Here is a 15054-nt window from a genome sequence, read left to right on the forward strand (position 1 = left end):
GTCGTATTTTATAAAAAGCACGAACAAAAATGTTATATTTGATTACTGAAAATTGCTTTTTGTAAAAAGCATATGTTCCCTTTTTTGACTTTTGTATAAAATGACCAGATATTTACTTATCATATTTGTTACTCTTTCTTTTTCAAAGAAAATCGTTTCACAAACAAAGTATTTAGATTCTATTCATAGAAATAAAGTTTATTATTTTAAAAACTTAAATAATGATAGTTTATTCTATTACTCTAAAAAGTTACAGCAATCTAATAATAAACTGTCAAAAGTAATAGGTATTTCTGCAGAAGCCTATGCATACCATAGGCTGAAGAAATACAAAGAGGCCGAAGAAACAGCGCTAAGACTAGTAGAAAAAACCAACTATTTCTTGAACAATTCCACAAACGAAAAACAAGCCTTTCTTGAAGCTAAAGTATCTGGTTTAAACAGGCTCTTTTGGATTAAAAAAAATCAAGAAGATTATACTAAAGCATATGAGTATTTAATTCAAATGCAAAGTTCTAATGAACAACATCCTAATAAAAAGGATGTAAAATACTTAAGATATAAAATAATTATCAAAACATTAAAAGCAATTATAAATCAAGCTTTAAACATGAATTTTGAAGCTAAGCAGATTTTATTAAGCGCATACAGCGATAGTAATTCTGAAGCTTTTAGTAACCTTAAAGATAATCGTTTTTTACAACAAAAAGCTGACCTTCTCAATTCTCTAGGAAATGCATACTTATCAATTAATAGAACTGACATTCAAAATAAAAATCATAATAAATCTTATCTTGATTCAGCTTCTTATTATTATGACAAGGCCTTTGAAATAACTAAGCTTTTTAATCCTCCTCATGAAGATTCTGAGATTATTTATAATTTAAGAAAAACTGAAGTATTAATTGCCAGAAAAGAATTTTCTAAAGCAGTTGATTTAATTAATAATTATAAAAACATAAGTAATGGTTACCCTTATTTTCATAGAGAATATTTTCAGAAAGCTATTTGTTTTCACAACTTGAAAAAATCTGATTCTACTATTTACTACTCAAACAAGTTTTTAAAAAATCAAGAGAAATGTGAAACAAGCAAACTAATTACTATTTACGACATACTTTCTAAGGAATATAACAACTTAAACAAATTAGACAGTGCTTACAAATACTCTAAACTTACTTTAGACCAGTATAATTTAGCAAAAAGCTCTAAGGATAAAACATTTAATTTATTTTATAATAACAACTTTGAGCAAGCTCAACAGCTCAATAAAACAATAGAAGAAAGAGAAGCTACAAAACAACGTAATCTTATTATATCTTTTATCATCTTACTACTAACTTTTTTCATTATTACTTTTTACCTCATAAGAAAAGAGAAAGAAAAGAAAAAAGAACTTATTTTGATAATGAATAAAAACAAGCCTGCTGAAATAGAAAAAAAAGAATATAATATTGATGAAGCTTTAGAAACTAAAATTCTTGACGAATTTAAAAACGTAACTAAAAACTCAGATTTTCTAAAACCTGAGTTTTCAATCAACTATATTGCTGATAAATTAGAAACCAACACTACTTATATTTCATTTGTTTTTAACAAACATCATGAAGAGTCTTTTAAACAGTATTGTACTAAGCTTAAAATTAATTATGTAGTAGAAAAACTAAAGACAGATAAAAACTTTAGAAAATATTCTATACAAGCCATAGCTGAAGAAATAGGTTACACCAACGCATCTGCTTTTACAAGAGCGTTTAAAAAACATATTGGTATAACCCCTTCTGCCTTCTTAAAAGATATTGAAAACTAGTTCTTCTTCTTTTTTATAACAAACCAACCAATAGGTATTATGAATAGAAAAGCATAACAAAGTAAAGACAATGAACTTCCTGTTTTAATTACTGCAGGCTCATATTTAAAAGTTATTTTATGTTTTCCTACAGGAACTTCTAATCCTCTTAAAACATAGTTTACTCTATAATATGGCACACTTTCTCCATCAATATATGCGTTCCATCCATCTTTGTAATAGATTTCAGAAAATACAGCAAATTGTTCTGAAGTTGTGCTTGCTTCGTATATCAATTCAGTAAGATCTTTCTTTACTAGATTAATTGTAGCAATTGAATCTTTTTGAAACACATCGGCTTTTAGATTAAACTCGTTTGAGTTTATAACCGCTTCTGATTTAGTATTCAAACTATCTAATGCTATAATTTCTTCATTAGCTGAAGATACTTTTTTTAATGAGTTTACAAACCATGCATTCCCATTAGCTTCTGGATTCTCTTGAAATTGTTCATCGCTAATAATAAAGTACTTAGTATTTAACATATTTAGCACTTCCATATTATTTTTAGCTATTTGATAATCAAACAACTCTTGATAACGTTTCATCTTGGCAGCATGGTACCCTCCTATCGAATTGTGAAAATAAGAAGTTCTACCGTCTTGCATAGGACTTACGCTAAAATTAACAACTCTATAATATCCTTTATCCTTTAAAATTTCTGCATCAGCTTTTGTTGCTGTAAATGGTTTTTGTACTCTTCTAGCTGAAGTGAAATCTTCCTTGTTAACATAATTAGCATCTATTGAGACTAAATCAAAAATTATTAATCCTCCCAATACAATTAACACAGGTACTTGCTTAAATTTTCCTTTCAAATAAAACCACAACATTCCTGCAACAGCTAAAACCAATAAAAGAGAACGTAAACTATCGTTAAATAACATTGATTTTCTATCTGCAATTAAAGCATCAATTAACTCTGGAAGTTGCTGATATTGTGCATCACGTAATCCTTCAAAAGCGAACAAACTAGATCCAAACAATAAGAACAATAAAGAAATACCTCCGACAATGTAAAAAGCTTTCTTTACTGCATTTTCTTTTTCTTCGGAAGAATTCTCAGAAGAGAAAAATTCTTTTAATGCCAGAATTCCTAACAATGGAACACATAATTCTGCTATTACTTGAATAGACGAAACTGCTCTAAATTTATTATATAAAGGTATATAGTCGATAAAGAAGTTCGTTATTATAGAAAAGTTTTTACCCCAACTTAATACGATAGAAAAAATGGTAGCTGCCACCAACCAATATTTTAATCGTCCTTTTACTAGGAAAATTCCTAAAAAGAATAAGAAAAAAACTATCGCACCAATATAAGCTGGTGCTTCAACAATAGGTTGTTTCCCCCAATAAGTCAACACTTGACTAGAATACTCTTTTGCTACACTTCTACCAGCATTTTGCTCTAAAACTTGATAAAAGTTTGAGTCTTCTCCCAACTCTTCAACTGTTCCTCCTCCCATAAAACGAGGAATCATCAAGTTAAATGTTTCGGCTATTCCATAGCTATATTCAGTTATATACTCCTTACCTAACCCAGTAGACTTTTCTTTTGATGTTCCATCAGGGTTAATTGTTAGTTCTGATTTTCCTCTCGTACTATAATCAGCATACTCTTTCATTGCTAACAACCTAGTAGAATTAGCTCCAATACCAATTAACATTGCTGCAACCAAAATAGCTGATTGTTTAAAAAACACAGGTAATGTTCTCGATTTAAAAGCTTCAACACCTTCAACAATTACCAAAATCAACAAACAAAATCCTAAATAATAAGTCATCTGTGGATGATTTGAATAAACTTCTAAAGCCATTGCTAAAGCCGTTAAAATAAACCCAAGTAAATATCTTTTTCTAAAAATATAAATTACTCCTGCAATCACCATTGGCATATAACCTATAGCATGTGCTTTCGCATTGTGTCCTGCTCCAAAAATAATTATCAGATAGGTAGAAAACCCAAAGGACAAACTTCCTAAAACAGCTAGTTTCCAATCAACTTTTAAGGCAGTTAATAATAAGAAAAAACTTAAAAAATATAAGAAAAGATAATCCGCAGGTCTAGGTAAAAAGCGAATAACTTTATCAACATAACGTACAAAGTCATTCGGATAATAAGCACTTACCTGATATGCTGGCATTCCACTAAAAGCATTATCTAACCAATAAGGCTCTTCTCCTTTTTCAGCTCTGTATTCTTTTACATCTTTTGACATTCCTATAAACTGAGTAATGTCACTTTGTTTAATTTGTTTTCCGCTTAAAACCGGGTTAAAATACAATACAGATGCTATTGCAAAAACAATAATTGCTATTGCAAACGGTAAAAATTTCTTTAAGTTCATGGTTAGTCTATTTCTTCATAGTCAACGTACTCGCCAACAGAATTATTACTTTCTTTAGAATTACTTGGCTTTTTATCAATAACAGTTTTTCCTACTTCAACATCAGATGCTTGTTGTTGGTTTCTATACTGTTGTTCAGCTTTCTTTTGTACTTTGTCTACTGCTTTTTTTATTAAGTATGGTCCAAAAAGTTTCGCTAAAAACTTAATAACGTAATAAACTAACAGAATAATTAATATGGTTTTTAAAAAATTCACAGGTCCAGCTTCATTTAAATAAGTCATCTTTTTCTTAAAATAAAAAAATCAATCAAAAATAACAATTTGAAGCAAAAGGAAGCGTTAAGAGTTTACAAAACTTATATTATATAGGTAATTGTATTTTTACGTATGTTTGTACAACCTGAAAATTTGGATTTATTATATGATTAAGAAACTTCTTATCCTTTTTGTTTTTTGCTCTATTCTAACTACTAACGCGCAATATACACCTGTTATAAATTCAAATAAGCCAGGTTTTTCTGAAAGCCCTTATAGTGTTGGCTCGGGTGTTTATCAGTTCGAAACAAGTATTTTTTATAGAAAAATGAATGCTACACCAACTTTTAGCAATCCTGAAGCCTTAGGATTAAACTTGTTTTTTAGAACCAGCTTTATTTCTGAAAAATTAGAAGTAAACTTTAATACTTCTTTACAAAGAGATAAAATAGCATTTAAAAACATTTTTGAGTCATCATATAATAAAACAGGGTTAAGTCAATTTAGTCTAGGTGCAAAATATTTGATTTATGCTCCTAAATATGATGATAAGAGCAAAGAAATAAGAAGTTGGAAAAAAAGACATTCTTTCGACTGGAAAAGGTGGATACCACACATTGGTGTTTCTGCTGGTATAAATATTGGAAGTTTTTTAACTGATTATCATGAAAGAGGTGGGTTTAGTCCTAAAGTTGGTATTTTATTACAAAATGAATTTTCTGACAAATTAAATGTAATTACTAACCTACATTATGATTATATTGGAACTGATTTTTCTCAACTTTCTTACATAGTAACGGGTACCTATAACTTTAATGATTATTGGTCTGGTTTTGCTGAAATACAAGGTATTTTTGAAGAATATGAGAAAAAAACTAATATAGGAGCAGGTGCCGCCTATCTTTTTAGTGAAAACTTACAGTTCAATGCTTCTTTAAGGGCAAACTTACAACAAGATGAAATTGGTATATATAGTTCTTTAGGAGTATCATACAGACTTAATAGACATAAAGACGATTTTGTTGAAATAGATGAATTTGGAAACAAGATTGAAGAAGAAAAACCTGTTAAGTATGACGAGAATAGGAATTTCTTTGGTCGAATGTTTAGTAAAGTAGGAAAACTATTTTCTAAAAAAGAGAAGAGAAAAGTTGATTTAGATAATGACTCAGGTAATGGAGAGCTTTTAAACGAAAAACCTAAGAGAGAACGCCAAGGGTCTTTGGTTGATATGATTGTTAAAGAAGATAAAAAACAAAAGAAAAAAACAGCTAAAGAAGAAAGAAAAGCTGCTAAAAAAGCTAAGAAGAAAGCCGAAAAAGAAGCGAGGCGTAAAGAAAAAGAACGCTTAAAACTTGAGAAACAAATTAAAAAAGAAGAAGAAAAAGAGGCTAAGCGTAAAGAAAAAGAACGTTTAAAGCTTGAAAAAGAAATAAAAAAGCTAGAAGAAGAAATTAAAAAAGAAGAACAACAAGAGAAAGAAAAGGAAAAAGAAAAGGAGGATAATTAAAAGCCTTAAATTTGTAAAATGATTCAAATTAAAGAAATAACTACCAAAAAGGGAATGAAACAATTTGTTAAGTTTCCTTTTTCTCTTTATAAAAACAATAAGTACTGGGTTCCTCCTATTATTAAGGGTGAAATTGAAAGCTTTGACAAAAATAAAAATCCTGTTTTTGAACATGCCAAAGCTCGTTTTTTCTTAGCATTAAAAAACAATGAAATAGTTGGTAGAGTTGTAGCTATTATCAATTCTTATGAAGTAGAAAAGCAGCATATAAAAAAAATACGTTTTGGCTGGTTTGATGTTATTGATAATATTGAAGTATCTAAAGCTTTACTAAATAAAGTTGCTGAAATAGGTCGCGAAAATAACTTAGAATACATAGAAGGTCCTGTTGGTTTTAATAATTTAGATAAAACAGGAGTTCTTATTGAAGGGTTTGACCACATTGGAACTATGATTACATGGTACAATCATCCTTATTATGCGAAACACCTAGAGTATTTAGGGTTTACAAAAGAAAAAGAATACATCGAAAGTATATTCTCTTTCAGTAACGTTGATATTAAGAAATATAGAAAGGCTAGTAATATAATTCAAAGGAGATACAACTTAACTCCTTTAAACTTTACTTCTACAGATAAAATTATGCCTTATGTTGATGAAATGTTTAACTTGTTTAGTAAAACATATTCCAAATTATCAACTTATGTGCCTATTTCAGATGCTCAAATAGCTTATTTTAAAAAGAAATATATAAGCTTTATAAACCCTGAGTATATAAAATTTGTTGTTGACGAAAATCATAAACTAGTCGCATTTGCTATTGTTATGCCTTCTTTTTCTAAAGCTTTACAAAAAGCAAAAGGAAAACTTTTTCCTTTCGGAATTTTCCACTTGTTGAATGCAAGAAAAAACTCTAAAGATGTTACTTTTTATTTAATTGGAGTTGATCCCGAATATCAAAACAAAGGAGTTACAGCCATTATTTTTGAGCAATTTCATCCTATATTTTTGGCTAAAGGAATTCAAAACTGTATTAGAACACCTGAACTTGAAGAAAATCATGCAATTCATCAAATTTGGAAAGATTTTAGTCCTAAAATTCACAAAAGAAGAAGAACATACAAACTCGATTTATAATGCAACTTTTTTATAATCCGGATTTATTAATCACTTCAAAAGAAATTACTTTCAACAAAGATGAAAGTCGTCATATAATTCGTGTTTTGCGGAAAAAAGAAGGAGATATATTGCATATCACTAATGGAAATGGTATTCTTTTTTTTGCTGAAATAATTATTGGAAATGATAAAAAGTGTATTGCCAAAATTATTAAATACGAAGAAAAACCTAGTACAAGAGATTATTATTTACACGTAGCTATAGCACCTACGAAAAACAACGATCGCTTAGAATGGTTTTTGGAAAAAGCTACAGAAATTGGTATTGATGAAATAACCCCTATTATTTGTAAAAACTCAGAAAGAAAAGTTGTAAAAGTTGACCGTTTAGAAAGAATTATACAATCTGCAATGAAACAATCACTACAATTTACATTGCCTAAACTTAACCCTCCAATAAATTTTTCTAACTTCATAAAAAATGATTTTTCAGAAGAAATTTTTATTGCTCATTGTGAAAATGATACTGAAAAAAAGTTTTTAAAAAACGTTGCTTCTCTAACATCAAAATATACCGTGCTTATTGGACCCGAAGGTGATTTTTCTCCTGAAGAAATACAAGAGTCATTAAACAAGAAATTCATCCCTATTTCTTTAGGAAAGAATAGACTTAGAACAGAAACCGCAGGCTTAAATGTAGTTCAAAGCATATCCTATTTACATCAATAATTCATTTTTCGTATATTTAGCTCTTTTAAAGTGTTTTATTTTGACTACAGCAGATTTTTTTAATCTCTTTTTGTTAATTAGTGCCATTCATGGTTTTGCTTTTAGTATAATACTTTTTTGTTCTAAAAATGGACGAGAAAAAAGTATGATATACCTAAACTTATTAATACTTGCAATATCATTAAATAACATACAATCTTGGGCTTTAGAAAAAGAGCTCGTTCAACATAAATTTGCTTTAGACTATGTACAAGTGCCTTGGCACTTTTTAGCAATGCCTTTTTTGTACATGTTTTTAATTCATTATTTAAACCTTGCTGAAAAGTCGTACAAAATATTAAAGATTATAATACCTCTCTTTTTAATTCTTGTTATAGGTCAAATTAGTTTTGTTCTTTACTACAGCGATTCAGCATCTAGAGAGTACCTAAATTTTATTTATGAACGGTATACTTCTATTGAAGAGATTTTTAGTTTAGTTACTTCACTAAGTATTTTTGTTTATTCATTTTACATTTTATACAAAAAAGAAAAATTGTTTCCTAAAATTCTATCTTTTGATAATCTTAGATGGATTTATACATTCTTCATTTTAACTTCAATTGGGTATGCTCTTTGGATTTTAGCTTTAATTGTTAAAGTAAAAATGAACTTCACTGGTTTCTTATTCTCTTATTATCCTTTAAGAGTTTATACTACCGTCTTAATTTATTGGTTAGGTTACCAAGGGCTAAAACAAATTCGTGTATTAAAGGAGCGTGAAAGAATTAGAGAGTCACTTTTAATTGATTTAAATGGTGATTTTAGTGTTGATACAATTAATTTGAACACTGAAAAAAACTTCTCTAAAAATCAAGTAGAAAAACAAAAAGAACAATTTATAGAAATAGATAAGTTCATTAGATCTAAAAAGAAATTTTTACTTAACAAATATACTCTACAAGATCTATCAAAAGACACAGAGCTAAGTTCTAGCACACTTTCTCTTATTATTAATAATATTGCTAAAAAATCTTTTACAGATTACTTAAATGAAATGAGAATAGATTTAGCTAAAACACTTTTATTAGACCCCGACTATACTAGTTATACAATAACTTCTATAGGACTTGAGTCTGGATTCAATTCTAAATCTACATTCTATACAGTTTTCAAAAAGCATACTGGACACACTCCTGTTCAATTCAAAAGCTTATCACTAGCCGTTTAAAATTAAAATCCACTGTCTTTTTATAAAAAGACAGTTCGAAAACGTCCATTTTGGATGTTTTCGAACCTTTAACTCCTTATTCTAAAGTATATTTACTTAATGAAATTAAAAAATTAGTAATTGAAAATAGTTGAAGGGGTTTTCAATTTATAATTAAGGTTTCTAATAAAATTATTGAGAACGCTTATTCTCAATACGAAAAAGGAAGAGCTATAGCTTAAAAACACCAATATTAATATTGGTGTTTTTTACCTTTTACCTGCCAAACAAAACTACTTATAAAACATTGATAATCATGCTTTTTATAAAAAGTTGGTTTTAAAACACCTTTTTGGACGTAATTGAACCACAGATTTAAAAGCTTACGATATTTTTATCGCATAGAATAAAAACGCTTTTTGAAAAATTGGGGATTTTCAAATTAAAAGCATAATTTATTTTTTAAGGGGAAAAAAACACCAACAAATTTGTTGGTGTTTTTTATTGTTGTTTTACTATATTGCTTTTAAATTCAAGTTAATTCATGAAAAACCTCACCCTGCTTTTTATTTTTCTATTAAGTCTAAATATTTCTTCTCAAGAAATAGCTGTTATACAATATAAAGGAGGTGGTGATTGGTATGCAAATCCTACAGCTTTACCTAACCTTGTAAAGTTTACTAACTTAAACACGAAAACCCAGATTGATAAAAACATACAAAACATTACGCTTGACGACGAGACAATCTTTGACTATCCAATAGTTTTCATTACTGGACATGGTAATATTTTGTTTACAAATGACGAAATCTCAATACTAAGAAGTTACCTTATTTCAGGAGGCTTTTTACATGTATCAGATAATTATGGTCTTGATAAATACATACGAAGAGAATTAAAAAAAGTTTTTCCTGAATTACAACTTCAAGAAATTCCCAACAACCACCCTATTTATCATCAAACTTTTTCCTTTCCTAAAGGCTTGCCAAAAATTCACGAACATGATAAAAAACCTCCTCAAGGTTTTGGTTTGTTCTATGAAGGTAGACTTATAGTTTTTTATGATTACGAAAGTGATTTAAGTGATGGATGGGAAGATACTGCCGTACATAACAATCCAAAAGAAACTAGAATAAAAGCTCTACAAATGGGAGCCAACATAATAGAATATGCTTTTAAACATTAACACTTTACAAATTGATAGTATTAAGATTAATTTTGATACTGAAGCTTTATGGATGCTTAATGTTGCTCTAGCTATCATTATGTTTGGTATTGCTCTAGATATGAAGGTAGAGGATTTTAAAAGACTTATTAATAAACCTAAAATATTATTTGTCGGATTATTATCTCAGTTTATTTTACTTCCTTTTTTAACCTTTATTCTTATCAATATTATTAACCCATACCCTAGTTTTGCTTTAGGCATGATTATGATTGCTGCTTGTCCTGGAGGAAATGTTTCTAACTTTTTTAGTAAAATGGCAAAAGGTAACGCTGCTTTATCTGTTAGTTTAACAGCTTTTTCAACGATAATTTGTTTAGTAATGACCCCGTTAAACTTACAATTATGGGGTAGTTTATATGGGCCTACTAACGAGATTTTAAAAAGTGTTTCCTTAAACCCTTTTGAACTTTTTAAACTTGCCCTTCTTATTTTAGGAATTCCGATAGTTTTAGGAATGTTAGTTAATCACTATCATCATGAAATGGCTAAAAAAATCAATAAACTTTTACGTCCATTTTCTATTTTCTTTTTCCTTTTATTAATTGTAATAGCCCTTTATGATAACGCTGATGTTTTTAAAGACTATATACATCTAGTTTTATTTCTTGTAATATTTCATAATATTTATGCGTTTATTATAGGTTATGTAACTGCTAAATCTTTTAAATTAAATAAAAAGGACTCTAAAACTATTTCTATGGAAACAGGAATACAAAATGGTGGTTTAGGGTTACTACTTATTTTTAGCTTTTTTGATGGACTAGGAGGAATGGCCCTTCTTGCTGCATTTTGGGGTGTTTGGGATATTTTTTCAGGAATGATGTTAGCTACTTACTGGGGAAGAAATAAATAATACATGAAAACACTGTTGTACTACTTTTTTAAAGCTTTTGTAAAAACTGGCTTATTCTTTTACTCTAAAAAGACAACGATTATTGGAAGTGAGCATATTCCCAAAAAAGAAGCCGTAATCTTTACAGCTAATCACCCAAACGGCTTAATTGATCCTATACTTATAGCTACACATATAAAAAGGAGAACAAACTTTTTAGTGCGTGCAGCTGTATTTAACAACCCTATTATTGCTAAGTTTTTCAACTCGCTTGGAATGATGCCTATTTATCGTATTAGAGACGGTGTACAGCAACTTAGTAAGAATGAAGAAATTTTTAATAAGTGTCAGCTCCTTCTAAAAAATAATAAAACTTTACTAATCTTCCCTGAAGGAACACACAAAAAAGACAGAGCAATTAGACCACTTAGTAAAGGCTTTACAAGAATTATTTTTAAAACTTTAGATAATTTCCCTGACACTCGAATCAATATTATTCCTGTAGGAATTACATATCAAAACGTATCTAGCTACCCTTCAAAAACTGCTATCCATTTTGGTTCTCCAATTTTGGCTAACGATTATTACGACAGACAAAACATAAATAAATCTGTAAAACACATAAAAGAGCTTGTTTCAAATCAATTAGAAAACTTATCTGTTCATATAGAACAAAATGAAAGTTATGAAACTACCTTAGCTAATTTAAATAATGCTCAAGTAGATTTTACTAAAGTTAATGAAGTAAACAGTCTTATAAGAAATAAAAAAATACTTGTACAAAAAAAGCGTAGTATTAACTACACTCTTCCTTTATTTTTATTAATTGTTTTAAATAGTTTAATTCCATATTCACTTTGGAAATTTTTAAGCAGAAAAATCGATGAAGTAGAGTTTATAGATACCTTTAGGTTTGGTGTAAATGCTATTTTATTTCCTTTCTTTTATTGTATACAAAGTTGGATAATATATATATTTTGGGGTTGGAAAATGGCTTTAATCTACTTTTTCACTTCCTTTTTACTTATTCTTTTATATACCAAATTATCACCTACTCCGCCATCAAAATAGCATCTTGAATATCTTGTTGAATTTTGGTACGTATATTACTTTTTACTAAACCATAATTTCTCATTGTTGGATAAATTCTGTTTGATAAAAACACGTATACTACACCTGTTGCAGGATCTGCCCAAGTATATGTTCCAGTAAAACCACTATGTCCAAAACTTACATCCGACACACAACCACAAGTAGCTTTTACCTTAGGGTTTAATTGTGGTTTGTCAAAACCTAAACCTCTACGTACTTTTTTATTTTCGTAATAACGTTTATTAAACTTGTGCACGGTTTCTGGTTCTAAATACTTCTTTCCTCCATAAGAACCATCTTGTAAAAACATTTGCATAATTTTAGCTACATCATTTGCATTTGCAAACAAACCAGCATGTCCACCTACACCACCTAGCATTGCTGCTCCCATATCATGAACATAACCATGAACTAACTGATGCCTAAAATAGTTATCTCTTTCTGTTGGAACTATTTCTTCTTTTGAAAACTTGTTCAGAGGTAAATAGGTCATTCTATTGGCTCCAATAGATTGGTAAAACTGCTCTTCTACTAGTTTGTTTAACGGTCTTTTATACTTTCTTTCTAAAATCTCTTTAAAAATATAATAACCTAAATCACTATACTTATACCCTATTCTTTTACGTTGCTCCGAATCTACTATCTGTTTATATATCGAATCTTTATATTCTTTAGCTAAGTATAAATTTTTAGCTACTTTTATACTAAACTTAGGTGTACGTTTTTTCCTGTAGAATTTTGTAGAGTTTTCTCCTGTTATGCTATCTTTTGTATGTAAATAAAAAGGAATCCAAGAACGTAAACGTCCATAATGAGATAATACCTCTTTTAACAATAAAGTATCTTTATTTGACTTACTATATCTTGGTAAAATATCTCCCAAATTTGAGAATAAACTAATTTTTCTTTCTTCTTCAGCTTTCATTATCATGGGTAATGATGCCAATATTTTGGTTAAAGAAGCTAAATCATAAATATCAGAATTTTTAACAGGTAGCTTTTTATCTAAAGTATGATATCCAAAGCTCTTATTATAAATTACCATTCCATCTTTAGCAACTAAAATTTGTCCTCCTGGAGACATCTTCTCTTGTAAAATAGTATCAATTCTCTTATCTATAATTGAAAGCTTTTCTGATGAAACTCCAGCCTCTTCAGGAATTGTATATTGTAATACATCTAACCCATCTACCAATAGCCCATGCCCTACTTTAAACTCATTTTGTATAGATACTGGTAATTTTCCTTTTAGATCGAAAGCTCCAAAAAGAGCTTGTGCTGAGAGCTCTTGCGCTAACTTACTATTTTGATATGACATCACAATTCCTTCTATGTTAGAAAAAGAAGAAACTTGAAGTAAACTATATGGACTAGCAAAAACATCTAAAATAACTTTATGATTCCTTGCTATTTCTTGTAACCATACAAGATCTTTATTAGAAAACTTATAACCTTTCCAAGGATTTTTATTTGATTTATGAAACCCTATAACTATAAGATTATACTTTTCTAACTTCTTGTTTAATACACTTAAATGCTTATCAGAAACCTTATCTACTTTCGTATAGTTTTTAAGCATTTCATAGAAATCTGAACCACTATCACTTCCCAAAGAAACATAAGCGATTTTCTTATCTTTAAGATTTTTAATCGGTAAAATTCCTCCTTCGTTTTTCAAAACTGTAATAGAATTCTTTATCAATTTGCGGTGTAAAACCTCATCATAAGGACTATTTATATCTTTTACCACATTTTCTGTAGCAATAGGCTTATACTTATTTAATCCTACTAAGTATTTTGCCTTTAAAATCTTTTTAACTGAGTGATTTAATCGCTCTTCCGTTAATTTTCCTTCTACTAAGGCTTTCTTAATCAACCTAATTGACCCAGGAACATCTTGAGGAATTAATAACATATCGTTTCCTGCTAAAATAGCCGCTAAGTCTATTTCTGCTGGTGTTGAATAATTTGCAGCTCCTTTCATATTCAAACCATCCGTGATAACTAACCCTTTAAAACCTAATTGGTCTTGTAACAGATTAGTTACAACACTTTTTGATAATGATGATGGTAATTTTGGATTTGTTTCTAAAGCTGGAATACTCAAGTGTGCTGTCATTACACTTCCTACACCTGCTCCAAATATTTTTTTGAATGGATATAACTCTATTGAATCTAGTCGTTGCTTGCTAAAATTAATTGTTGGCAATGTGTGATGCGAATCTGCTTCCGTATCTCCGTGTCCTGGAAAGTGTTTTGCATTTGCTAACACCCCTACTCCTTGCATTCCTTTAGTAAATGCTATTGATTTTTCTGCTACGTTTTCTTTACTTTCTCCAAAAGAACGGTTTCCTATAATAGGGTTATTAGGATTAGTATTTACATCTACCACTGGAGCGAAATTCACATGAATTCCGACTCGCTTACAGTGTTCTCCAATTCTTTTACCCACTTCCTGAAGTAAAACCGTGTCCTGAATAGCCCCTAATGTCATGTTCCAAGGAAAACGATACGTGTTTTTCAAACGCATATCCAAGCCCCATTCGCCATCAAAACCAACCATTAAAGGTATTTTTGCTAATTCTTGATATTTATTGTTTAAAACTACTTGTTTATCAGGTGTTCCTTGCATAAAAATAATATTTCCTACATGGTATTTTGTAACCATATTAGAAATAAAATCTTCGTGTTTTTTATCTTTATTTGAATATGCTTGTATCATAAACAACTGTCCTATTTTTTCATCAACAGACATAGTTTTCATGATACTATCTACCCATACATTTTGTGTTATAGAATCTTTTGCCAATAAAGGGTTTACTCCTTGGACTTGGGCTTGAATTATTTGTATAAAAACAAACGTTAGTAATGTTAATACTTTTCTTTTCATATATTATCC

General features: G+C 29.2%; 11 protein-coding genes. 8 read left to right on the forward strand and 3 right to left on the reverse strand.

The genetic code is table 11. The features are described from left to right. Nucleotides 1-100 precede the first annotated feature (100 nt). The gene (locus tag D6T69_RS11735) at nt 101-1810 is read left to right on the forward strand and encodes a helix-turn-helix domain-containing protein (RefSeq protein WP_125067911.1); all 1710 of its coding nucleotides are present in this window, start codon (nt 101-103) and stop codon (nt 1808-1810) included. Here the strand turns inward: D6T69_RS11735 and D6T69_RS11740 are convergent. Together D6T69_RS11740 and D6T69_RS11745 are read right to left on the reverse strand one after the other, a co-directional pair. Then, entirely contained in the window at nt 1807-4200 is a 2394-nt protein-coding gene (locus tag D6T69_RS11740) for a YfhO family protein (RefSeq protein WP_125067912.1), read from the reverse strand. The genes D6T69_RS11735 and D6T69_RS11740 overlap by 4 nt on opposite strands. A 2-nt stretch (nt 4201-4202) precedes the next feature. Next, nucleotides 4203-4484: a DUF4834 family protein gene (locus tag D6T69_RS11745; protein ID WP_047789655.1), complete on the reverse strand. Its 282-nt coding sequence runs from the start codon at nt 4482-4484 to the stop codon at nt 4203-4205. A 139-nt stretch (nt 4485-4623) separates the two neighbouring features. Here D6T69_RS11745 and D6T69_RS11750 point away from each other — a divergent pair, with 139 nt between their 5' ends. The 7 genes from D6T69_RS11750 (at nt 4624) to D6T69_RS11780 (ending at nt 12134) form a co-directional block, all read left to right on the forward strand. Further along, nucleotides 4624-5967: a transporter gene (locus D6T69_RS11750; RefSeq protein ID WP_073183214.1), complete on the forward strand. Its 1344-nt coding sequence runs from the start codon at nt 4624-4626 to the stop codon at nt 5965-5967. An 18-nt stretch (nt 5968-5985) separates the two neighbouring features. Then, nucleotides 5986-7104 (forward strand): GTP cyclohydrolase, encoded by a 1119-nt coding sequence (locus D6T69_RS11755; protein ID WP_125067913.1) that lies wholly within the window; start codon nt 5986-5988, stop codon nt 7102-7104. Beyond that, nucleotides 7104-7814 carry a 16S rRNA (uracil(1498)-N(3))-methyltransferase gene (locus D6T69_RS11760; RefSeq protein ID WP_125067914.1) on the forward strand — a complete coding sequence of 237 codons (711 nt, stop codon included), beginning with the start codon at nt 7104-7106 and terminating at the stop codon, nt 7812-7814. Before D6T69_RS11755 ends, D6T69_RS11760 begins: the two co-directional genes overlap by 1 nt. 145 nt (nt 7815-7959) lie before the next feature. Then, nucleotides 7960-9024, forward strand: a complete 1065-nt coding sequence (locus tag D6T69_RS11765) for a helix-turn-helix domain-containing protein (RefSeq protein WP_125067915.1) — start codon at nt 7960-7962, stop codon at nt 9022-9024. Between the two features lie 523 nt (nt 9025-9547). Next, nucleotides 9548-10189: a DUF4159 domain-containing protein gene (locus D6T69_RS11770; RefSeq protein ID WP_125067916.1), complete on the forward strand. Its 642-nt coding sequence runs from the start codon at nt 9548-9550 to the stop codon at nt 10187-10189. Further along, nucleotides 10173-11084: a bile acid:sodium symporter family protein gene (locus tag D6T69_RS11775; RefSeq protein WP_125067917.1), complete on the forward strand. Its 912-nt coding sequence runs from the start codon at nt 10173-10175 to the stop codon at nt 11082-11084. Before D6T69_RS11770 ends, D6T69_RS11775 begins: the two co-directional genes overlap by 17 nt. Before the next feature lie 3 nt (nt 11085-11087). Next, the gene (locus tag D6T69_RS11780; protein ID WP_125067918.1) at nt 11088-12134 is read left to right on the forward strand and encodes a 1-acyl-sn-glycerol-3-phosphate acyltransferase; all 1047 of its coding nucleotides are present in this window, start codon (nt 11088-11090) and stop codon (nt 12132-12134) included. Here the strand turns inward: D6T69_RS11780 and D6T69_RS11785 are convergent. After that, nucleotides 12115-15045, reverse strand: coding sequence for a glycoside hydrolase family 3 N-terminal domain-containing protein (locus D6T69_RS11785; protein WP_125067919.1), 2931 nt, complete (start codon nt 15043-15045; stop codon nt 12115-12117). The two genes, D6T69_RS11780 and D6T69_RS11785, sit on opposite strands and share 20 nt — an antisense overlap. Between the last annotated feature and the right edge of the window lie 9 nt (nt 15046-15054).

Source organism: Tenacibaculum singaporense, assembly GCF_003867015.1.
GTDB classification, from domain to species: Bacteria; Bacteroidota; Bacteroidia; order Flavobacteriales; family Flavobacteriaceae; genus Polaribacter; species Polaribacter singaporensis.

Coding starts and splice junctions, on each gene's coding strand:
- D6T69_RS11735 (WP_125067911.1), top strand. CDS start 101: ATGACCAGATATTTACTTATCATATTTGTTACTCTTTCTTTTTCAAAG.
- D6T69_RS11740 (WP_125067912.1), bottom strand. CDS start 4,200: ATGAACTTAAAGAAATTTTTACCGTTTGCAATAGCAATTATTGTTTTT.
- D6T69_RS11745 (WP_047789655.1), bottom strand. CDS start 4,484: ATGACTTATTTAAATGAAGCTGGACCTGTGAATTTTTTAAAAACCATA.
- D6T69_RS11750 (WP_073183214.1), top strand. CDS start 4,624: ATGATTAAGAAACTTCTTATCCTTTTTGTTTTTTGCTCTATTCTAACT.
- D6T69_RS11755 (WP_125067913.1), top strand. CDS start 5,986: ATGATTCAAATTAAAGAAATAACTACCAAAAAGGGAATGAAACAATTT.
- D6T69_RS11760 (WP_125067914.1), top strand. CDS start 7,104: ATGCAACTTTTTTATAATCCGGATTTATTAATCACTTCAAAAGAAATT.
- D6T69_RS11765 (WP_125067915.1), top strand. CDS start 7,960: ATGATATACCTAAACTTATTAATACTTGCAATATCATTAAATAACATA.
- D6T69_RS11770 (WP_125067916.1), top strand. CDS start 9,548: ATGAAAAACCTCACCCTGCTTTTTATTTTTCTATTAAGTCTAAATATT.
- D6T69_RS11775 (WP_125067917.1), top strand. CDS start 10,173: ATGCTTTTAAACATTAACACTTTACAAATTGATAGTATTAAGATTAAT.
- D6T69_RS11780 (WP_125067918.1), top strand. CDS start 11,088: ATGAAAACACTGTTGTACTACTTTTTTAAAGCTTTTGTAAAAACTGGC.
- D6T69_RS11785 (WP_125067919.1), bottom strand. CDS start 15,045: ATGAAAAGAAAAGTATTAACATTACTAACGTTTGTTTTTATACAAATA.